Raw genomic sequence first — 19336 nt, 5'->3', positions numbered from 1 at the left:
ATGGCGAAACCTGGTGCTCTTACAGGGGAGGCTGGCGCTTTGACGCCACGCACTGCCCGGAGCGGCTTTGGCACAGGCTGAATAACCAGCTGCGTAGCTTCAAAAGATTCAGTTCCATATCAGCAACTGCGCAGGTGTCGGGTTGTAGGCGTTGCACGGGTTGTTCAGTTGCGGGCAGTTGGAAATCAGCACGATCACGTCCATTTCCGCGCGCAGTTCGACGTATTTACCGGGCGCCGAGATGCCATCTTCGAAGGTCAGGCCGCCGTCTGCGGTGACCGGCACGTTCATGAAGAAATTGATGTTCGGGCCGATGTCACCTTTGCTCAGGCGACCGTCATGGGCACAGGCGCGCAGGTAGTTGTCGCGGCAACTGTGCATGTGACGTTTTTCCAGAGAGTAGCGCACGGTGTTGCTCTCCTGCGCGCAAGCGCCGCCGAGGGTGTCATGGCGTCCGCAGGTGTCTTCGACGATGGTCAGCATCGGTTTGCCGAGGTTGGAATACAGCACGCTGCCGGTGGTCAGGTACACGCTGTTCTGCCGCCGCAAGGTACGCTGCACGTCATACCGTTCGCGGGGGTTGGCCAGGCAGTAGAACAGCGTATCGACTGCTTGATTGCCTTCCAGGTCGAGGATGCGCAGGGTTTGTCCGGCCTTGACTTCGCTCAGCCAGGGCTCGCCTGCGGGGATGGTCGCGTTGTAGATCGCCGCTTCCGGCTGTTTGGAGAGTGTGGTCATGGCAGCGATCCTCAGGCGAACAGGCGATCAGTGTTGATAAAACCGCGCTCGTTTTCCGGGCGCGAGGTACGGCAGTACTCGGCGATGCTGGGATCGGCGTTCATCCAGCCGAGCTTGAGCGGTTTGGGGGCGTACTGTGGATCAGGGTCCATCGGGTGCTGCAGGGCGGTCAGCACCACCAGGGTGTCCATCGGCGCATACAGCTCGATGTAGTCACCGGCTTTGGAGTTGTTCGCAACGAAGTGAAAGTGTCCGTCTTCGTCGACCCGGACTTTGCTGAACAGGTTCAGGGTCATCAGCAGGTCGGACAGGCCCAGGCCCCATTTACCCAGTTCCACCAGCAGGTTATCGGTGCCGTTGCGAAAGAAGCCGTTGCGCAGTTCCTGATAGCGGCCTTGGCCATATTTTTCCGCGACCTCTTCAGCGCACAGCACCCCACCGAAGCTGTCGCTCCAGCCGCAGGTGTCCGCCGTGATCGCTGCCAGCACCCGGCCCATGTCCGAGTACAGGCAGTGGCCGGTGGTCAGTTTTGCGGTGTGTTGGCATTTGAGGCTGTCCGGCAGGTTCAGCCGTTCGGTTTTCTCGTTGGCGTTAAGCAGGGTCAGGCTGACGTTGGCGCCGCCACGGACGTCGGTCAGGCGCAGCAGTTGGCCGCGCTTGAGCACGAACGAACGGTGGCCGCCGCCGGGCAGGATTTCTTCAGCAAAGACGGGGAACAGGGATGTTGAGTCGGTCATGTGCGCGTTCATAAAAAAGATCCTCTAAACCGTTTGCAGCGAATCAATGGCGGCGCGTGCGGCGCGGCGATCGCTGTTCAAGGGAATGTCGTAGGTGATGCGGGCGCCATAAGCGCCGGGCGCATGGGGGTCATGGCGAACCTTGTCGAACACCAGCAGACGGGTGCCGAGGTTGAAACCCTCGGACAGGTCGTGGGTGACCATGAACACAGTCAGGCGAGTCTCGCGCCACAGCTCCAGCAACAAGACATGCATGTCCTTGCGGATACCCGGATCGAGCGCGCCGAAGGGCTCGTCCAGCAGCAACACGCGCGGTTTCATGATCAGCGCTTGAGCGATGGCCAGCCGTTGCTGCATGCCGCCCGACAATTGCGTCGGGTACTTGTCCTGCGCATGGGCCAGGCCCACTTTGCTCAGCAGGGCCGCGGCCTGTTCCCGAGCCTCGCGTTTGGCCGTGCCGAACAGGCGTCCAAGCAGTGGCGAGCGTGGCAATTCCAGACCCAGAGCAACGTTGTCCAGCACTGACAGATGCGGAAACACTGAGTAGCGCTGAAACACCACGCCACGGCTGGCGTCCGGTTCGCCAGCCAGCGGCTTGCCGTCGAGATGGATCTGGCCGCGACTGGGCACTTCCTGGCCGAGCAGCAAGCGCAAGAAAGTGGATTTGCCGCAGCCCGAGGCGCCGACCAAGGTGCAGAACTCACCTTCGTTGACGCTCAGGTTCAGGCCTTCGAGCACCACTTGATCGTCGTACTGTTGCCAGACGTTTTTCACCGAAATAAAGCTCATCCGCGTGCCCCTTCATACCAGGGGAATGCACGCCGGGTCAGGGCCTTGAGCCCCCAATCCATCAGCCAGGCGAGCAGGGTGATCCAGACCACGTAGGGCAGGATCACGTCCATGGCCAGGTAGCGTCGTACCAGAAAAATCCGATACCCCAAGCCGTCGGTGGAGGCAATGGCTTCGGCCGCGATCAGGAACAACCAAGCCGAACCCAGCACCAGACGCAAGGCAATCAGCAGGCGTGGCAGCAGTTGCGGCAGGATCACCCGCAGGACCAAGGTCCAGGTCGAGGCGCCGAGGGTCTGCGCCTTGATCAGCAGCTCGACCGGAATCTCCCGGGCGCGCTGCTCCAGATCCCGCGCCAGGATCGGTGTAATGCCAATCACAATCAGCATGACTTTCGACAGCTCACCCAAGCCAAACACGATGAACAGGATCGGCAGAATCGCCAGCGGCGGGACCATCGACAACACCGTCAGCAGCGGCGACAACGGTGCGCCGAACAGCGGCAGACTCCCCGACGCGATACCCAGGCACAGGCCGAGCAGGGCGCTGATGCCAAGACCAATCGCCAAGCGTTGCAGGCTGGAGGCAGTGTCTTGCCACAGCAGATAACCACCGCTGCGTTGGTCTTCGGTAAAGGCCATGCGCTTGACCGCATCGGTCATCTGCACCGCACTGGGCAGCAGTTTGTCGTTGGGGTTTTCCGTCAGCCGAGTCGCCGAGCCCATGAAATAGGCGAACAGCAACAGGGCGAACGGCAGGATCACCAAAATCAGACGGCTGGCGCGATCCGGGCGGCGGTTTATCAAGCGCATGGCAATAACCTTTGGGCTGGGACGCGATTACAATTTGCCTTCGGCAGCCATCTGTACGTAGCTCGGGTCGAAGCGCAGCTTGAGGTTGGTCTTGTCGCCGCTGGTCACGCCGTTGGCGAAAGACATGCCGATTGCACTGGTGTCCTTGGCGCCCTCACCAAGCAGCCCATGTTGAAAGGAGAACTCAGCGACCTTGCGCATGGTCTGTGGCAGTTGAGCGCTGGTGGCGAAGTCGAGCGCTTCCTTGGGGGTCGCGAACAGCTTGGTGGTGTTCAGCTGCGACTGGAAGCCAGCCAGGTCGGTGCCCGAGGCTTTGGCCATGTGCTCCAGCGCGGCGGTGCTTGCGGCGGACTTGCTGTTCATCAGTGCGACCACTTCGAACCAGGCGCCGGTCAGGGCCTTGCCCAGTGCCGGGTTGTCTTTCAGGGTCTGGGTGTTGACCACCATCATGTCCATGATTTCGCCAGGGATCTTGCTCGAATCGAACACTTCGGTCACGGCGGGCTTGGCCTTGATGTCCGAAAGCATCGGGTTCCAGGTGGTCACTGCTTTGACGTCATTGGTATTGAACGCCGCAGAAATGTCGGCATCCGAGGTGTTGACGACCTTAAGGTCTTTCTCGGTAAGGTCAGCGCTGTCCAGGGCACGGGCCAGCAAGTAGTGAGAAACCGACAGCTCGACCAGATTGACCTTCATGCCTTTGAGGTCGGCGACTTTCTTGCCTTCACCCTTGATCACGATGCCGTCGTTGCCGTTGGAGAAATCGCTGACGATCAGCGCGGTGCTGTCGACGCCACCTGCGGCCGGAATAGTCAGCGCATCCATGTTGGTCATGGAGCAGCCATCGAATTGGCCAGCGGTGTATTGGTTGATCGATTCGACGTAGTCGTTGATCTGGGTGACATCAATGGTGATGCCGTATTTCTTCGCCCATTTGTCGACGATGCCTTGGGTGCCTGCGTATTCCCAGGGCATCCAGCCGGCATAGATGGTCCAGCAAACGTTGAAGTGTTCTTTCGGGGCAGCGTGTGCCGAGAGGCTCAATGCCGCGACGAGGCCAGCGGCGACGAGGCCAGCGGCGAGCATGGCGAACAGACGGGGCTTTTTAATGTTGCTCTGCATATAAGAACCTCCAGTAGGAAAAAAACGAGCGGTCAGGAGTCACGCGACACCACTGGTGTCCTGTCTCCCGGGCTTTTATCCCGCCGTGTAACCTCTACTGGAGGTCGCCAACTCTCGGACCAGCCACTCGCGCCAAGCGAATCGGAACCCTAGTCAGCTATTGCAAATTGTGGTGCCGCGAACCTGTTTTGACTCCTGCACATCAAGTCATAAGCGAGAGGCGTGCCAAGTCTGGCCACGCCTTGCGACAGTTGGGTTTCGCAGTTGAGGGGGGAGTGAAAACGGAAGTGGGTGCTTTAGCGTGGTGCGTGTACGCACCTGTTTGGGGCGCATCTTGAGTGGGATATAGTTTTTGGGGCAGGGCACTCGGTGGATTATTTGCGGTCTGATTTTTCGTCAGTCAGCGGTTTTGACCGATGCCGACCAGCGTCGCTGGTTTGAGCTCTCTAGCGGTCCAGGAGGCCGCCATGTATCGACGACCCTTGCTTATAGTTGTGCTTGGTTTAATCCTTGCTGGTTGTTATGCAGGTCCCGGTTATTACGAATCCGATGTCTACACACAGCCGGTTTACGGTGGCGCTTACTACGGCAGTTATGACCGGTCCTACCGTCCGAGCTATTACGTAGCGCCTCCCCGCTATTACGGGCCGCGTCCGGCGCCTTATTACGCCCCTCGGCCTGATTATGGTCCGAGACCTATGCCTTACGCTGGGCGGGGTTACTACCGCGGTGATCAGGGTGGCCACGAGGGTCGTGGCGGACACTACAACCCTTCCTGGAATGAAGGCCGGAATGATGGTGACCGTGGCCACGGTGGTGGCAGTCGCGGTCATGACAATGGTTCAGGCGGCCGGGGTGATCATGGCAATCGCGGAGGCGACGGCCGTGGCGGCGATGGTCGGGGTGGAAACAGGTGAAGCGTCGCTGCGGCGGCGCTTCACCTGCTTTAAGTGTCTAGTAGTCTAGAAGGTCCGCCAGGGGGTGCCGCCCTTCCCATACCTTGGCGAAGTGCGCATCGATCACCGCGTCCGGGATGTTGGCGACGTCTTGCCAATGCCAATGAGGCTTTTGATCCTTATCGATCAGGCGCGCCCGTACGCCCTCGCTGAACTCGGGATGACGACAGCAATTCAGGCTCAGGGTGTATTCCATCTGGAATACCTGAGCCAGCGACATATGTCGGGCACGGATGATCTGCTCCCACACCAGATGGGCAGTCAGTGGGCAACCTTCAGTCAGATTCTTTGCCGCACGGCTGAGCAGGGCATCGCCGTGCGTGTTCCATTGACTGATGGCACGCCAGGCGCACGGCAGAGTCGCGACGTCCAGCAACTCATCGATCTGCGCTCGACGCGGCAGCCATTGCGCATCAGGCAATTGCCCGATGGCTTCCTGTTGCAGCGCCTTGAGCAGGCTATTGAGTTGCACCGGGCTTTGTTCCTGCCAGTTTAGTTGCAGCAGTCCCTCGACCAATTCCTCTTGCTGTTCATCCAGCAGAAAACGGTCGGCCAGGTCCAGATCCAGCGCGTCGCGCCCGTTGATGTGTGAACCGGTCAGCCCGAGGAACAGGCCCAGTTTGCCGGGCAGTCGGGAAAGGAACCAACTGGCGCCGACATCAGGGTATAAGCCGATACTGACTTCCGGCATTGCCAGGCGACTGGTCGGGGTGACGATGCGAATGCCTGCGCCTTGCAACAAGCCCATGCCGCCACCCAGCACGTAACCATGGCCCCAGCAGATCAAGGGTTTGGGGTACGTGTGCAGACGGTAATCGAGCCGGTATTCCGCCGCGAAAAAATGCGCGGCCAGCGGTGGGACTTCGCCGGGATGGGCACGGCAGGCGTCGACCAATGCTCGTACATCGCCGCCGGCACAAAAAGATTTAGAGCCATTGCCGCGCAGCAGTACACAAACGATTTGCGGGTCATCGGCCCATTTTTCAAGACGATCCATCAGCGCCTGGATCATCGGCAGCGACAACGCATTCAGAGACTTTTCCGCATCCAGGCTGGCAACACCAATGCGCGCGCCGTCTTGGGCGTGGAGTTCTTCAAATTGCAGATTCATCATGACCTCTCGGGGGGCGGGGCAACTGTCCATTGGGTCTGTGATACCCCTATGCGGGGGTAAGTTGCAAACGGTGATTACAGGGAGTGTAGGAAAGAGGCAGGGGCCGCGTGGTGCAATGACATTGGTCGATTGACATCGGCGGCCAGCTTTCCTAGTGTCCGCGCATTGATTTTTGCAGGTGTGCCATGACAAACGATGACCGTATCAAACTCGAATCCGGCTGGAAGCACGCGTTGCGTGAGGAATTCGAAAAACCGTATATGAACGAACTGCGTGAGTTCTTGCGCCAGGAGCACACCGCAGGCAAGGAAATCTATCCACCGGGCCCGATGATCTTCAATGCGTTGAACTCGACGCCGCTGGACAAGGTCAAGGTGGTGATCCTTGGCCAGGATCCGTACCACGGCCCAGGTCAGGCCCATGGCTTGTGCTTCTCGGTGCAGCCAGGCGTGCCAACGCCGCCATCGCTGGTCAATATCTATAAAGAGCTCAAGCGTGACCTGAACATCGACATCGCCAATCACGGCTGCTTGCAGTCCTGGGCCGATCAGGGCGTGCTGCTGCTCAACACCACCATGACCGTCGAGCGCGCGAACGCCGCTTCACATGCGAAAAAAGGCTGGCAGATCTTCACCGATAAGGTGATCGAGGTTGTCAGTGAACACCAGCCGCATCTGGTGTTTATGCTGTGGGGTGCTCATGCCCAAAGCAAACAGAAACTGATCGACGCCAGCAAACACCTGGTACTGACCTCGGTACACCCCTCGCCGCTGTCCGCCTACAAAGGCTTTCTCGGCAACGGGCACTTTGGCCGGGCCAACAAGTTCTTGCAACAGAACGGATTGACACCGATTGACTGGAGATTGCCGCCGGTTTGACCTGAATGCAGCGGCGTGCATCCTGCCATTTTCGCGAATGAAATCGTTGCCACAGAAAATAGCGAGCTCATTCGCGAACGGGTCAACCCGGTCTCTATTCAGCCCGCTTATCCCAGTGCCGAAACAGCGGCTCGGCGAGGAACAGTACAAACAGCAGGCGCATGACCTGCATTGCCGTGACCAGCGGCACCGACAGTTGTGAGACTTCCGCTGTCAGGCTCATTTCGGCGATGCCGCCGGGCATCATGCCCAGGGTCAATGAGCGCAGATCCAGATGGGTCAGCGCACTCAGGCACCCAGCGGCGAGGGCGGCGATCAGCATGGTCAGTGCAGTGCCCAGCAATGTTCGGCCAATAAACGACGGGGCCCGCCGAAAGAACGAGCGATTGAAATGGCAGCCCAGGCCGCTTCCGATCAGCCATTGGCCGATCTGGCTGCCGCCTTGGGGTAAGCCGATGTGCAAGTCCCAAGTGATGCTTGCGGCCGCACTGAGCAATAGCGGTCCGAACAGCCATGGATTGGGTTGCTTCAGCCGTTGCCAGAGCCACGCCAGCAGTCCGCCTGCGGGAAACAGCACCAGCAGCCAGGACCAGTCAACGGCTGCCGGATTCGATGCAGGCGCACCGTCGCCCAGCAGATACTTGAACAGTGCGGGCACGCACAGCACCACCATCAACACTCGCAAACTCTGTCCCGCCGCGACGCTGCTGAGGATTGCGCCGTTGCGCGCCCCGAGGTTGACCATTTCGCCAGAGCCGCCCGGCATGCTGGAAAAGAACGCCGTTGCGCGATCTTCGCCGCTACGTCGCATCAGCCAGACTCCGACCACGCTGGAAACACTGGTGACCAGTGCTCCGAAGAAGATCAGGCCGAAATGCGACATGACCTGTTCGATGACAACCGGCGTGAAGTGCAGGCCGATGCCAATCCCGACAATCCACTGCCCGCCTTTACGGCCGCCGGGGATTTCCGCAAGTTGCCAGGGCGTCAGGCAGCGCACCAGGATGATCGCCAGCAGCGAGCCCACCATCCACGGCAGCGGCCAGCCGACCTGGCTGGCGAGGTAACCGCCCAGCAGGCCGACCAGCGGGGTTCCCCACCACGTATTTAAGGAGCGATCAGACATTGGCCACGGCACGACGCTGCAGGGAGCGCTTGCGCCAGATCCGCACGACAGGCATCAGTAGCATGATGGCCGTCAGCACCCATATCCCGAAGGTAATCGGGCTGGACCAAAGAATTTCCAGCGCACCGTTGGAGATCGACAGGGCACGGCGCAGGTTCTGTTCCATCAAGCCGCCGAGGATAAAGCCCAGCAGGACCGGCGACAGAGGAAAGTCCATCTTGCGCAGGATGTAGCCGAAGATACCGATACCAACCATCAAGAACAGGTCGAAGGTGGTGGCATGCACGGCGTAGACGCCAATCGCAGTGATGATCGCGATCACCGGCACCAGTGCCCAGTTCGGCACGGCGAGGATGCGGGTGAAGATGCGGATCATCGGGATGTTGAGGATCACCAGCATGACGTTGGCGACGAACAATGAGGCGATCAGGCCCCAGACGATGTCGGGCTGCTGTTGAAACAGCAATGGGCCGGGCGTGATGTTGTACAGCGACAAAGCGCCGATCATCACTGCTGTCGTGCCCGAGCCCGGAACACCAAGGGTCAGCATCGGCACCAGTGCGCCACATGCCGCACCGCCGATGGCGGTTTCCGGGGCCGCGAGGCCGCGTATGTCACCTTGTCCGAATTTGCCGGTCTTGCCCGCCAGACGCTTCTCGGTCATGTAGGCCACGGCGCTGGCCAGTGTCGCGCCAGCACCCGGCAGCACGCCCATGATGAAACCGAGCACACCGCAACGCAGGTTCACCACGAACACCGAGCTGGCTTCTTTGAAGTTGAACATCATGCGGCCGGTGGCTTTGACCGCCTCTTGCCCGCGATGGGTTTTTTCCAGCAGCAATAGAATTTCGCTGATCGAGAACAGCCCCAGAACCAACACCACGAACTGAATCCCGTCAATCAGGTGGATATTGTCGCCGGTGAAACGGTACACACCGCTGTTGGCGTCGATGCCGACCGTGGACAGAAACAGCCCGATCAGCGCCGCGATAAAAGTCTTCAGTGGACGATCACCGGCCATGCCGCCGAGGCAGACGATTGCGAACACCATCAGTACGAAATATTCCGCCGGTCCGAAGGCAATCGCCCACTTCGCCAGCAAGGGCGCGAACAGCACCATGCCGCAGGTGGCAATGAACGCACCGATAAACGAGCTCCACGCCGACAGCGACAAGGCGACACCGGCCAGACCCTGGCGAGCCATCGGGTAACCGTCGAGAGTGGTCATCACTGTGGACGCTTCGCCCGGAATGTTCAGCAGGATCGAGCTGATCCGTCCGCCGTATTCGCAGCCCAGGTACACCGCCGCCAGCAGGATCAACGCCGACTCCGGGGGTAACCCGAGGGCGAACGCGATAGGGATCAACAGCGCCACGCCATTGATCGGGCCAAGGCCGGGCAGTAAGCCGACAACGGTGCCAATCAGGGTGCCACACAGGGCGGTGATCAAGTTGTAAGGGGTCAGCGCAACGCCGAAGCCTTGGCTCAGGTAGCTAAAAGTGTCCACATTAATTCTCCAGAACGTCGAGCAGGCCCAGCGGCAACGGAACGTCCATGGCTTTATCGAACAACAGGTAAAGGCCGACGCTGATCAAGGTCACGACCACCACGCTCAGCTTCCAGCGACCGCCGTACAGACGGGCCATGGGGATGCCGATCAGGATGCTGCTGAGGATGAAACCCAAGGGTTCGAACAGGCCGGCGAAAATAAGGAGCAAAACCGTGCAAGTGGCGATTTTGATCAGGGTAGGGCGGTCCAGTTGAGGGTCTTCTTCGCTGTGGACGAGGGGTGTCGGGCGAAACAGCATGTACAGCAAGCCCAGGCCCATCAGCCCCAGCATCAGCAGGGGAAACGCCCGAGGTCCTACAGGTTCATAGGAAAATGCGGCCTGATAAGGCCAGGCCATGAGCGCAAGACCGACGCACGCCAGCAGCAACGCCGAGGCGAAAATTCGTTGTAAGAGCATGGGTAACTCCTGTGTCGCGTCGCCTCGAATGGGCGACGCAACCACTGATATCAATTGAGTTCAATCACTGAATCAGGCCGAATTCCTTGGACAGGATCTTGTAGTCGGCGACCTGCTTCTTCACGTACGCGTCCAGTTCCGGGCCCGTCATGGCAAAGGGAAACAGTTCGCGCTGGTCACGTAGCTTGGCGAAGTCATCGGAGGCCAGCAGTTTGTCGAAGGCCGCTTTCCACCAGGCGTAGTCTTCGTCGCTGACTTTTGGCCCGAGGTAGAAGCCGCGTACCACCGGCCAGACGATGTCGTAGCCTTGTTCCTTGGCGGTCGGAATGTCTTTCATTTCCGGCTCGTCCAGGCGTTTTTCGGAGAACACGGCGAGCAAGCGCATGTCTCCGCTAAGGATGTGCGGCATGGAGTCGGAGATGTCGGTGCTGCCTACTTGAATGTGCCCGCCGAGCAACGCGGTGGCGATTTCACCGCCGCCTTCAAGGGCAACATAACGCAGGTCACGCGGGTTGATGCCCGCGGCTTTGGCGATCAGGGCGGTCTGCATCCAGTCTTGGCTGCCGACGGTGCCCCCGGAGCCGATCACCACTTTGCTCGGGTCTTTTTTCAGCGCTTCGACCAGGTCGTTGAGGTTCTTGTAGGGCGAGTCGCTTTTCACGGCGATGGCGCCATAGCTGGTGCCGACCGCCGCGAGCCAGCGCACGGCGTTCTCATCGAAGCGGCCGAACTTGCCCTGTGCCAGGTTCAGCAGCGAGCCGCTGGACCAAGCCACCAGCGTGCCGGCGTCGGCCGGTCGCTGGGCAACCACTGCGTTGTACGCCACTGCGCCGACACCGCCGGGCATGTAGGTCACGCGCATCGGTTTGCTCAGCAGCTTTTCGTTGACCAGCGCGCTCTGTGCCAGCTTGCAGGTCAGGTCAAATCCGCCCCCCGGTGAGGCCGGAGCGATGCATTCCGGGCGCTTGGGTTCAGCTGCGAGCAGTTGGGTAGCCACTAGCATGCAGCTGGCGGCGAGGGCGAAACGACGCAAAGATAAAGTCATGGTTGTCTCCAGGGGAGTTGTTATTTTGGGCCCAGCTGTTCTAACGATTACCAGATCGCGACCGTGTAACTGACGAGCAGGCGCACTTCATCGGCGTCCCGGGCGAAGTTCGATCGGTACGTGGCGTTGCGCAGGCGCACGGCGACGTTTTTCAGCGCGCCGCTCTGTACCACGTATTTGATTTCGCTGTCGCGTTCCCACTCTTTGCCTTCGCCGTCATGGCTCGCCACTTTAGCGTTGTCACCACTGACGTAGCGGCTCATGAATGTCAGGCCGGGGACGCCCAGCTTGGCGAAGTCATAGTCGTAACGCGCTTGCCAGGAATGCTCGTTGGCTTCGGCGAAATCACCGATCTGTACGAAGTTGATGAGGAACGGATCGCTGCCATCCACATACGGGAAGGCGCTGTCACCGGACATGTGCTGATAGCCCGCGCTGAACTTATGACCAGTGAGGCTGTAGCTGACGATGCCATTGAATGATTTGTTGTCGATGTTACCGCCGCGAGCCGAACCCTGATCGCCGCTGACCGCGAAACGCACATCAGTGGCCAGGGTGCCTGGGCCCACGGGTTGCGAGGCGACAAGGCCGACAAAATGCTGGTCGTAGACCTGATCAAGTTGAGCAAAGTGATAGCTGGCAGTGATTTTGTCGGTGAGTTTGTAATCAAACCCGGCCATGTCGAAGTGATCACCCGTCACCGTGCCAGCGAAGCGTTTGTTCTTGTTGTTCAGCGCGATGTCTTCGCTGCTGGTGTCATCGCGGTCCTTGACCTTCTCCAGACGACCGCCGGTAAAAGTCAGGTTCTTGAACTCTCTGGAGGTGAGCATACCGCCTTCAAAGGTCTGCGGCAGGATGCGCCCGTCATTGGGCTTCAACGTTTGCAGCTCAGGGATCAGCGTGCCGACTTTCAGTTCGGTGGCCGAGATTTTCATCTTGCCCGTCAGGCCCCACTTGGAATATTCGTCGGCGGCGCGGCCATTGTCGTGGGTCGGTAGTAGGCCGGTGCCAGTGCGATCCGGGCTTGAGTCGAGCTTGATCCCCAACATGCCAATGGCATCCACGCCGAACCCGACGGTGCCTGCTGTGTAGCCTGACTGGACGTTGAGGATAAAGCCCTGGGCCCACTCGTCGCGCTTGGATTGCTGGGCGCTGGTGCCGTCGCGGAAGTCGCGGTTGAAGTACATGTTGCGGGTTTCCAGGCTGGCGCTGCTGTCGTCGATAAAATCGGCGTAACTGAGCGGGCTGAAACCGGCAAGGGCAACGGCGCTGGCAAGCGCGGAGGGGTTTAGGCGAAGGGGACGAGCAGGCGAGGCGGCCTGAGTCTGCAAGGACAGCGTCATGAAATACTCCGTTGTTGTTATTATTTTTTTAATAAAACCTTTGAAAACGCTTCAAGGCGCTTTTCAGTTTTGCGGCAGGTATAAGCCACCGTAGCGCGATGCTAGAAGGTGAAACTTTCACTAACCTTTCAGCTGTCGTTGATTTTTTCTGTGCTTCACAGCCAACGATGCGGCTGTAAACTCCGCGCCTTATAAGCCCAAGAATCTGGAGAAGTCGATGCGTGTTCTTCTCGTCGAAGACCATCTGCAATTAGCCGAAAGCGTGGCTCAAGCCCTCAAAAGTATGGGTTTGACCGTGGACGTTTTGCACGATGGGGTGGCCGCCGATTTGGCGTTGAGCAGTGAGGAATATGCCGTCGCGATTCTGGACGTGGGCTTGCCTCGCATGGACGGTTTTGAAGTGTTGGGCCGCTTGCGGGCCCGAGGGAAAAATCTGCCAGTGCTGATGCTGACCGCGCGGAGCGATGTCAAAGATCGTGTGCACGGCCTCAATCTGGGTGCTGATGATTATTTGGCCAAACCCTTTGAACTGACCGAGTTGGAAGCACGGGTCAAGGCGTTGCTCCGCCGTAGCGTGCTCGGCGGCGAACGCCAGCAGCGTTGCGGGATGCTGGTCTATGACCTCGACACTCGGCGCTTCACCCTGGGCGATGAGCTGCTGGCCCTCACGTCTCGTGAACAGGCGGTGCTTGAAGCGCTAATCGCCCGACCCGGCCGGGTGATGAGTAAAGAACAGTTGGCGGCGCAAGTGTTTGGCCTCGATGAAGATGCAAGTCCCGACGCCATCGAAATCTACGTACACCGCCTGCGCAAAAAGCTTGATGGCCAACCTGTTGTCATTGTTACGTTCCGCGGTCTTGGCTATTTGCTGGAAAGCCGTGATGCTTAAGCTGCCTACCCACAGCAGCCTGCGTTGGCGGTTGTTGTGGAACCTGGGTCTGCTGCTCACCGTATTGATGCTGGCCAGCGGCTTGAGCGCTTACTGGAATGGTCGCGAAGCGGCCGACACGGCCTATGACCGAACCTTGCTGGCGTCGGCGCGAACCATTGCCGCCGGGCTTTCGCAGCGCGACGGCGGTTTGAGCGCGGATGTGCCGTATGTCGCACTGGACACCTTTGCGTATGACAGTGCGGGGCGGATCTATTACCAAGTCAACGACATCGACAAAAAGCTGATCTCTGGCTACGAAAATCTACCCGCGCCGCCGCCGGGCACCTTGCGCACAGATGACTACCCGGCGCTGGCGAGCTTTTACAATGGGCGGTATCAGGGGCAGGACGTACGGGTGGTCAGCCTGCTCAAGCCCGTCAGTGAACCGAACATGAACGGTATGGCGGAGATTCGCGTGGCCGAGACGGAGGAAGCCCGGGTGCGTATGGCGCGCAGCCTGATGGCTGACACGTTATTGCGTCTGGGCATGCTCGGCATGGGCGCGTTGGTGTTGGTGTGGTTCACCGTCAGCGCGGCGTTGCGTCCGCTGGAGCGTTTGCGTACTGCGGTCGAAGAGCGCCAGCCCGACGATCTAAGGGCGTTGCCGCTTGTGGAAGTCCAGCGTGAGTTGCGCCCGCTGGTGGGTGCGCTCAATCACTTCACCGAACGTCTGCGCGTGCAGTTTGAGCGTCAGGCGCAATTCATCGCAGATGCCGCCCATGAGTTACGCACACCATTAGCCGCGCTCAAGGCGCGTATCGAATTGGGGTTGCGTGATACCGATCCGGCAAACTGGCGCACCACTCTGGAATCAGCTGCGCAGGGCACTGATCGTCTGACGCATCTGGCCAATCAATTACTGTCTCTGGCACGTATCGAAAACGGTGCGCGGGCGATTGCTGAAGGGGGCGCCCAGTTGCTCGACTTGAGCCAACTGGCTCGCGAGCTGGGCATGGCCATGGCGCCGCTGGCCCATGCGCGTGGTGTTGCGTTGGCGCTGGAGGCCGAAGACCCTGTGTGGCTGCGCGGCGAGCCGACATTGCTCAACGAATTGCTGAGCAATCTGGTGGATAACGCCCTGGCGCATACTCCGACGGGTGGCAATGTGATTCTGCGGGTGAGGGCACCCTGCATTCTTGAAGTCGAGGACGACGGCCTGGGGATCCCTGAAACAGAGCGTGAACGGGTGTTTGAACGCTTCTATCGGCGTCAGCAGCAGGGTGCGGGGTCAGGCTTGGGTTTGGCGATTGTCGGTGAGATCTGTCGCGCACATCTGGCGCAGATCAGCCTGCATGACGGTGCCGAAGGCGGTTTGAAGGTGCGGGTGAGTTTTGTCCCTGTTCAAAACGGCGCTCAATAGAGCATGTTCATGGCTTCATTCATTTCGGAAACAAGACGGCCATCGCCAAGGTCCAGACCCAGCCGGGCGAAGGCAGGCAAGCTGCTCAGTTCAATTCCAGCATAAGGATGGCTGGTGCCGTGGTAGCTGTGCACCGTTGCAATCTGCACCAGATCGACGTAATCGGCACACTCCGACTGGCGGGTGAAATCCTGGAACTGCCCCGGCACCTTGGCGAGCGGCTCCGGGAACTCCCAGCTGATGAGCAGTTTTTCACCGATAATCGGGTGAATATGCTCGATCACATGGTTGAGGCTGACGGAGTCCGAGAGCAGTTCGTAATGGTCTTCGGCGTACGTCAGGATTGGCAGTACACCAATCAGGTGCACCATGCCCGCCAAGGTCGCTTGATCCGGTTTAAGCTTCGAGTAGGTGCGGCACAGCTTGTAGCTGATACCCGCAACTTGCAGGCTTTGCTTCCAGATATCGCGCATCTTGCGCTCTACCACCTTGGATTTGGCCTGAAACATCTGCTCCACCACCAGTCCGATTGCCAGATTGCAGCTGTAATTGATCCCCAGCCGGGTGATGGCGGTGTGCAGGTCGCTGACCTCGACACTGGCGCGCATCTGCGGGCTATTCACTACTTTGATCAGGCGTGCTGAAAGCGCGGTATCGCCGCCGATTACCTTGCTCAGTTCGCTGACGCTGATGTCAGGATTTTCGGCGGCGAGACGAATTTTCAGCGCAACTTCCGGCAGTGTTGGCAGAAACAGAGCATCGTTATTGATCGCCTTGATCAAGTCCGCTTGCACGTTGTCAGCCATGTCGCTCATGTCGAATCTCTTGGTATTGCGTGATCCGAGCCCTAAGCGCTCGACGAGCGCTTGGGGTGATTTTTCGGTTTTTTGGTTTGAGCGGGGAAGAGGGTACTTGCCGCGATCAACGCTGGGTTTCGAGCTTGGCGTCCAATGTATAAGGCAGGTCGGTCAACAGCAGCGCCGGGCCTTCCAGAGTGCCGAGTCGGATATTCCCGTCCTCCACCGCTTCGGCCTGCAACACCGCCAACAGCTCGATACCGTTGGTTGCCTGCGCGGCAATCACGACTTCGCCCACGGCGCTGGCATGAACCGGCGAGAACAGTGGCGTGCCGGGCTCAGGGATTTCAGCGCCAGTCAGGGTCAAGCGATACAGTCGTCGCTTGAGTTTGCCCAGGTACTGCATGCGCGCGACGATTTCCTGGCCGGTGTAGCAGCCTTTCTTGAAGCTCACGCCGCCCACGGCTTGCAGGTTGATCATCTGCGGAATGAAGGTTTCCCGAGTACCGCCCGTCACTTGACCGATGCCGGCGCGAATCTGACCCAGCAGCCAGTCATTCAATGTGCCCTGAGCCAGTTGCGCCGCAAGACGAGCCCGTACGTTTTCGGCCTGATCGGCCGGCACCCACAGTTCAGTACGGGCAGGAGATACGCGAATGGCGATCAGGCCATTGGCCCGCGTCACGCTGTCTGACGCTTGCGGCACATCCAGCCCCAGCGCTATCAGTGTGTCGTCGCCGTTGCTGAGGCCTAAACGGACCCAGGCCGGGCTTTCGTCGGTCAGCTTTGATTTGGAGAACACCGCATATTTCTTTAAATCAGCCAATTGCGGCTCAATCAGTTCAGACGCCATTGCCAGCAGGCAGCCATCGCCTTCAAGCAGGATGCGGAAGCTCGATTGCATGCGGCCTTTCTGCGTGCAGCGTGCACCCAGGGTCGCGGTGGTGTCGTTCAGGTAATTGAGATTGCAGCTCAATTGGCCCTGTAGGAACTTGCTGGCGTCAGGACCGCGGACGGCGAGAATGCCCTCGTGGGACAGCGTGCAGAAAAAAGCTGAGTCGGCCATTAGTCATCGCAGAGTAAAAAGTCTGGGCACCATGATAGTGCGGTGTCTGCAGAATGGGTACAGGCGCGATCACACGTCGTTGAAAACTGCTGCGACCAAAGCGCAGTGCGCCTTCTGGAACTGCGCCTGTATACTTGCCGCCTATTTGAGGAGCGCTCCATGGTCGATGACGTTGAACTCAACCGGCTTTATTGGCACAGCCGTCGTGGCATGCTTGAGCTGGACGTGTTGCTGGTACCTTTTGTAAGGGAGGTTTATTCCACCCTTAATGCCGAAGATCGCGATCTTTATCGCAAATTGCTGACGTGTGAAGATCAGGATATGTTCGGCTGGTTCATGCAGCGCGCCGAATCTGAAGATCCGGAGCTGCAGCGCATGGTTCGCATGATTCTGGATCGTGTCCAGCCGAAGTGATCGTTTCGAATGCCGTTGGCAGGCCTCACGGCTCCTGCTGACGGCCTATCTGATCGCTCAGGCGTTGGCCCTGGTTTCGTTATATTTTCTTGATGTCCCCGACTGGGCAGGCGCGCTCGGTGTTTTGCTGTGCCTGATGCATGGAGGCTGGGCACTGCCGCGCTTCATTTTACTGAGCAGTCCCTCGGCGTTCACCGGTTTACGCCGTGATGCCGACGGTTGGCAGCTTTGGAGTGCTCGTTCAGGCTGGAAGGCGGTGCAACTGCGTCGAGACAGTCTGGCGCTGCCTTTGGCGGTGGTGCTGCGTTTTCGTCTGGCAGGAGCGTCTGGCGTCGTTGGGCGGCGGGTGCGCAGTGTGTGCATTCCACGCGACGCGTTGGCGCCGGAAGTACACCGGCGTTTGCGCGTGCGGTTGAAGTTCAGCCGACGTAGGTGGGCGGCACCAGAATAGTGTCCAGGGCCTCAGGCAGCATGTCTGGGTAGTCCAGCGTGTAGTGCAATCCCCGGCTTTCCTTGCGTTCCATGGCCGAGCGGATCATCAACTCTGCCACTTGCGCTAGGTTGCGCAGTTCGATCAGGTCGCGGCTGACTTTATAGTTGCTGTAGAACTCGATCCTATGAGGCTAAACCCAATGGATACAGGGGTTTCAGCCGATGACCATCAACCAGCCCTCCCAAACTGGGACAAACCTGTTACAAACTGCCCTCGCCAAGCCGTACCACTATCGCCGGTCTGGTCGCTATTACCTTCGCCTTCGCCCTCAAGGCACCGCTAAGGGCTTCTTCACGCTATCGCTCAGGACCACCGATAAGGCCACCGCTATGACCATCTCCAAGGACATCCTCACGACCCTCAAGGCGTACCACTTCGACAACCCTGAGGCCACTTGGGACGAACTCCGTGAGCGTCTCATAGACATCGCTGAGTCCTGCCTGACTATGGCCCATGGTGATAGCTCATTGGTGGCCTACGAGATGATCAACGATGAGCACCATGAGGCTCTCCGTGAGGCGAGCGCCAAGATGCCTCTGAGCGTCAATCAGCAACGGGCGGTCGGTAAGGCACTGGAGATCATTGAGGCCGCTCAAGAGCGCCTGAAGGGGAGACCGGGGAGGCTGGTGGGCATCGTTAGGGACCTGAAGGCAGAGGTTTGTAGCACGTCTGTGGCTCCATCTCCGTCCCTATCTGTATTACCGTCTGAGCCGCTCACCTTCAAGACTCTCTCAGGGCTCTACATGGATGAACTCAAGGACAATGTTCAGGCCAGCACCATGAGGGATGTGAGGTCTACCTGTGAGGGCATCGGTGCAATCCTTGGGGAACTGGACTTGAAGACCCACACACGGGAAGACATGAGGAACCTCAGGGCAAAGCTCCTTGAGGACCGTAAGCCGTCCACTGTGAGGAAGATCCTGACCCGACTATCCACGGTCATGGATTGGGGCGTGAATAACGACTACCTCGCCAAGGCTCTCACCGATGGCCTGAAGCCGACCAAAGGGGCTGATAGCGCTCGTGAGGCGTTCTCTCAGGATCAGGTCAAAGCCCTAATGGCCCACGCTAAGACCCTTCCAGTAGACGCATGGCAACGCTGGGCGCTGTCCCTTGGGGTGATCACTGGGACCCGCATTGAGGAACTCAGGCAGTTAACCAAGGCGGACGTTAAGCAGGTCGCTGGTGTCTGGGTGATCGACATCAATAGGAATGATGGTAAGACAGCCAAGACCAAGAACGCTTTGAGGGTCATTCCGTTGACCGATGGGGCCTATGGGTTTGATCTTCAGGCGTTCCTTGAGTTTGTCGATAGGGCTGATTCACAACTGTTCAAGCTGGGCACTGGTCAGTTCTCTGCTGTTCTCAATGGAACCCTTCGGGATGTCTTGAGCTTGAATGCTGATCGGAAACAGACTTTCCATTCGCTACGGCACTCGCTGGCGGGTGCGATGAAGGCCGTTGAGGTTCCTGTGGGCACCGCTGAATCAATCTTGGGGCACGCTTCGGGGTCGATCAGCTATGACCTGTACGGAGCTGGTAGTGCGGTTGAGATGGGGCGGATGGCTGAGGCGCTCAAGGAAGCTCTGCTCAATACAGTTAACGATTAGAAGCGACAGACCACCTCTTTGAATCAGGAGTTTTACCG

The 19336-nt window shown here is 59.1% G+C and carries 20 protein-coding genes, 1 pseudogene and 1 riboswitch; of the genes and pseudogenes, 7 read left to right on the top strand and 14 right to left on the bottom strand.

Annotated features, from left to right (window positions below; genetic code table 11):
• Positions 1-108: 108 nt before the first annotated feature.
• From RGU44_RS14620 to RGU44_RS14600, 5 genes are read right to left on the bottom strand one after another with little or no spacing between them, the layout of a single operon-like run.
• Positions 109-738, bottom strand: coding sequence for an urea amidolyase associated protein UAAP2 (locus RGU44_RS14620; RefSeq protein ID WP_322217686.1), 630 nt, complete (start codon positions 736-738; stop codon positions 109-111).
• Positions 739-749: 11 nt separating this feature from the next.
• Positions 750-1475, bottom strand: a complete 726-nt coding sequence (locus RGU44_RS14615) for an urea amidolyase associated protein UAAP1 (protein ID WP_322181563.1) — start codon at positions 1473-1475, stop codon at positions 750-752.
• Between the two features lie 24 nt (positions 1476-1499).
• On the bottom strand, positions 1500-2264 hold the full coding sequence (locus tag RGU44_RS14610; protein ID WP_219062127.1) for an ABC transporter ATP-binding protein: 765 nt from the start codon (positions 2262-2264) through the stop codon (positions 1500-1502).
• Positions 2261-3076 carry an ABC transporter permease gene (locus RGU44_RS14605; protein WP_322217683.1) on the bottom strand — a complete coding sequence of 272 codons (816 nt, stop codon included), beginning with the start codon at positions 3074-3076 and terminating at the stop codon, positions 2261-2263. Before RGU44_RS14605 ends, RGU44_RS14610 begins: the two co-directional genes overlap by 4 nt.
• A 27-nt stretch (positions 3077-3103) precedes the next feature.
• Positions 3104-4162 (bottom strand): putative urea ABC transporter substrate-binding protein, encoded by a 1059-nt coding sequence (locus RGU44_RS14600; RefSeq protein ID WP_416194643.1) that lies wholly within the window; start codon positions 4160-4162, stop codon positions 3104-3106.
• Positions 4163-4260: 98 nt separating this feature from the next.
• Positions 4261-4362: riboswitch (guanidine-I (ykkC/yxkD leader) on the bottom strand.
• Positions 4363-4665: 303 nt separating this feature from the next.
• On the opposite strand from RGU44_RS14600, the gene RGU44_RS14595 reads away from it, so the two are divergent.
• A complete protein-coding gene (locus RGU44_RS14595; protein WP_322217678.1) occupies positions 4666-5115 on the top strand; it encodes a hypothetical protein in 450 nt (149 codons plus the stop codon).
• Between the two features lie 37 nt (positions 5116-5152).
• Here RGU44_RS14595 and RGU44_RS14590 read toward each other — a convergent pair whose 3' ends face one another.
• Positions 5153-6265 carry an enoyl-CoA hydratase/isomerase family protein gene (locus RGU44_RS14590; protein ID WP_322217676.1) on the bottom strand — a complete coding sequence of 371 codons (1113 nt, stop codon included), beginning with the start codon at positions 6263-6265 and terminating at the stop codon, positions 5153-5155.
• A gap of 188 nt (positions 6266-6453) precedes the next feature.
• Between RGU44_RS14590 and ung the strand changes: the two genes are divergently transcribed.
• Positions 6454-7146, top strand: coding sequence for a uracil-DNA glycosylase (gene ung, locus RGU44_RS14585; protein ID WP_219062123.1), 693 nt, complete (start codon positions 6454-6456; stop codon positions 7144-7146).
• 94 nt (positions 7147-7240) lie between these two features.
• Here the strand turns inward: ung and RGU44_RS14580 are convergent, their stop codons facing one another.
• From RGU44_RS14580 to RGU44_RS14560, 5 genes are all read right to left on the bottom strand, one after another.
• Entirely contained in the window at positions 7241-8272 is a 1032-nt protein-coding gene (locus RGU44_RS14580; protein ID WP_322217673.1) for an AbrB family transcriptional regulator, read from the bottom strand.
• A complete protein-coding gene (locus RGU44_RS14575) occupies positions 8265-9779 on the bottom strand; it encodes a tripartite tricarboxylate transporter permease (RefSeq protein ID WP_322217671.1) in 1515 nt (504 codons plus the stop codon). Before RGU44_RS14575 ends, RGU44_RS14580 begins: the two co-directional genes overlap by 8 nt.
• 1 nt (position 9780) lies before the next feature.
• On the bottom strand, positions 9781-10239 hold the full coding sequence (locus RGU44_RS14570) for a tripartite tricarboxylate transporter TctB family protein (RefSeq protein ID WP_322181549.1): 459 nt from the start codon (positions 10237-10239) through the stop codon (positions 9781-9783).
• A 64-nt stretch (positions 10240-10303) separates the two neighbouring features.
• Entirely contained in the window at positions 10304-11284 is a 981-nt protein-coding gene (locus tag RGU44_RS14565) for a tripartite tricarboxylate transporter substrate binding protein (protein ID WP_322217668.1), read from the bottom strand.
• Positions 11285-11331: 47 nt separating this feature from the next.
• On the bottom strand, positions 11332-12627 hold the full coding sequence (locus tag RGU44_RS14560) for an OprD family porin (RefSeq protein WP_322181545.1): 1296 nt from the start codon (positions 12625-12627) through the stop codon (positions 11332-11334).
• Between the two features lie 217 nt (positions 12628-12844).
• Between RGU44_RS14560 and RGU44_RS14555 the strand changes: the two genes are divergently transcribed.
• Positions 12845-13516, top strand: coding sequence for a response regulator (locus RGU44_RS14555; RefSeq protein ID WP_322217666.1), 672 nt, complete (start codon positions 12845-12847; stop codon positions 13514-13516).
• Entirely contained in the window at positions 13509-14918 is a 1410-nt protein-coding gene (locus RGU44_RS14550; RefSeq protein WP_322181541.1) for a sensor histidine kinase, read from the top strand. Before RGU44_RS14555 ends, RGU44_RS14550 begins: the two co-directional genes overlap by 8 nt.
• Here the strand turns inward: RGU44_RS14550 and RGU44_RS14545 are convergent.
• Complete coding sequence (locus tag RGU44_RS14545) at positions 14912-15733, bottom strand: HDOD domain-containing protein (RefSeq protein ID WP_322217663.1); 822 nt, start codon at positions 15731-15733, stop codon at positions 14912-14914. The genes RGU44_RS14550 and RGU44_RS14545 overlap by 7 nt on opposite strands.
• A gap of 106 nt (positions 15734-15839) precedes the next feature.
• Positions 15840-16781, bottom strand: coding sequence for a folate-binding protein YgfZ (locus RGU44_RS14540; protein WP_322217660.1), 942 nt, complete (start codon positions 16779-16781; stop codon positions 15840-15842).
• A gap of 159 nt (positions 16782-16940) precedes the next feature.
• Between RGU44_RS14540 and RGU44_RS14535 the strand changes: the two genes are divergently transcribed.
• Together RGU44_RS14535 and RGU44_RS14530 are read left to right on the top strand one after the other, a co-directional pair.
• A complete protein-coding gene (locus RGU44_RS14535) occupies positions 16941-17195 on the top strand; it encodes a succinate dehydrogenase assembly factor 2 (RefSeq protein ID WP_322181535.1) in 255 nt (84 codons plus the stop codon).
• Positions 17179-17646, top strand: a complete 468-nt coding sequence (locus RGU44_RS14530; protein ID WP_322181533.1) for a protein YgfX — start codon at positions 17179-17181, stop codon at positions 17644-17646. Before RGU44_RS14535 ends, RGU44_RS14530 begins: the two co-directional genes overlap by 17 nt.
• Here the strand turns inward: RGU44_RS14530 and RGU44_RS14525 are convergent.
• A pseudogene (locus RGU44_RS14525) lies at positions 17615-17806 on the bottom strand (L-aspartate oxidase); the annotation flags it as partial. The gene RGU44_RS14530 and the pseudogene RGU44_RS14525 sit on opposite strands and share 32 nt — an antisense overlap.
• 43 nt (positions 17807-17849) lie before the next feature.
• On the opposite strand from RGU44_RS14525, the gene RGU44_RS14520 reads away from it, so the two are divergent.
• A complete protein-coding gene (locus RGU44_RS14520) occupies positions 17850-19298 on the top strand; it encodes a site-specific integrase (RefSeq protein WP_322217658.1) in 1449 nt (482 codons plus the stop codon).
• Positions 19299-19336: the final 38 nt, after the last annotated feature.

This window comes from Pseudomonas sp. 5C2, from assembly GCF_034314155.1.
Lineage (GTDB): Bacteria > Pseudomonadota > Gammaproteobacteria > Pseudomonadales > Pseudomonadaceae > Aquipseudomonas.
Note: the sequence above shows the minus strand (reverse complement) of the source record. Positions and strands in the feature narration are given on the sequence as shown.

What these genes read in the sequence shown, in the direction of transcription:
- RGU44_RS14535 (WP_322181535.1), top strand. Translation starts at nt 16,941, where the DNA reads ATGGTCGATGACGTTGAACTCAACCGGCTTTATTGGCACAGCCGTCGT.
- RGU44_RS14600 (WP_416194643.1), bottom strand. Translation starts at nt 4,162, where the DNA reads ATGCTCGCCGCTGGCCTCGTCGCCGCTGGCCTCGTCGCGGCATTGAGC.
- RGU44_RS14555 (WP_322217666.1), top strand. Translation starts at nt 12,845, where the DNA reads ATGCGTGTTCTTCTCGTCGAAGACCATCTGCAATTAGCCGAAAGCGTG.
- RGU44_RS14615 (WP_322181563.1), bottom strand. Translation starts at nt 1,475, where the DNA reads ATGACCGACTCAACATCCCTGTTCCCCGTCTTTGCTGAAGAAATCCTG.
- RGU44_RS14560 (WP_322181545.1), bottom strand. Translation starts at nt 12,627, where the DNA reads ATGACGCTGTCCTTGCAGACTCAGGCCGCCTCGCCTGCTCGTCCCCTT.
- ung (WP_219062123.1), top strand. Translation starts at nt 6,454, where the DNA reads ATGACAAACGATGACCGTATCAAACTCGAATCCGGCTGGAAGCACGCG.
- RGU44_RS14590 (WP_322217676.1), bottom strand. Translation starts at nt 6,265, where the DNA reads ATGAATCTGCAATTTGAAGAACTCCACGCCCAAGACGGCGCGCGCATT.
- RGU44_RS14610 (WP_219062127.1), bottom strand. Translation starts at nt 2,264, where the DNA reads ATGAGCTTTATTTCGGTGAAAAACGTCTGGCAACAGTACGACGATCAA.
- RGU44_RS14580 (WP_322217673.1), bottom strand. Translation starts at nt 8,272, where the DNA reads ATGTCTGATCGCTCCTTAAATACGTGGTGGGGAACCCCGCTGGTCGGC.
- RGU44_RS14520 (WP_322217658.1), top strand. Translation starts at nt 17,850, where the DNA reads ATGACCATCAACCAGCCCTCCCAAACTGGGACAAACCTGTTACAAACT.
- RGU44_RS14570 (WP_322181549.1), bottom strand. Translation starts at nt 10,239, where the DNA reads ATGCTCTTACAACGAATTTTCGCCTCGGCGTTGCTGCTGGCGTGCGTC.
- RGU44_RS14605 (WP_322217683.1), bottom strand. Translation starts at nt 3,076, where the DNA reads ATGCGCTTGATAAACCGCCGCCCGGATCGCGCCAGCCGTCTGATTTTG.
- RGU44_RS14595 (WP_322217678.1), top strand. Translation starts at nt 4,666, where the DNA reads ATGTATCGACGACCCTTGCTTATAGTTGTGCTTGGTTTAATCCTTGCT.
- RGU44_RS14565 (WP_322217668.1), bottom strand. Translation starts at nt 11,284, where the DNA reads ATGACTTTATCTTTGCGTCGTTTCGCCCTCGCCGCCAGCTGCATGCTA.
- RGU44_RS14540 (WP_322217660.1), bottom strand. Translation starts at nt 16,781, where the DNA reads ATGGCCGACTCAGCTTTTTTCTGCACGCTGTCCCACGAGGGCATTCTC.
- RGU44_RS14620 (WP_322217686.1), bottom strand. Translation starts at nt 738, where the DNA reads ATGACCACACTCTCCAAACAGCCGGAAGCGGCGATCTACAACGCGACC.
- RGU44_RS14550 (WP_322181541.1), top strand. Translation starts at nt 13,509, where the DNA reads ATGCTTAAGCTGCCTACCCACAGCAGCCTGCGTTGGCGGTTGTTGTGG.
- RGU44_RS14545 (WP_322217663.1), bottom strand. Translation starts at nt 15,733, where the DNA reads ATGAGCGACATGGCTGACAACGTGCAAGCGGACTTGATCAAGGCGATC.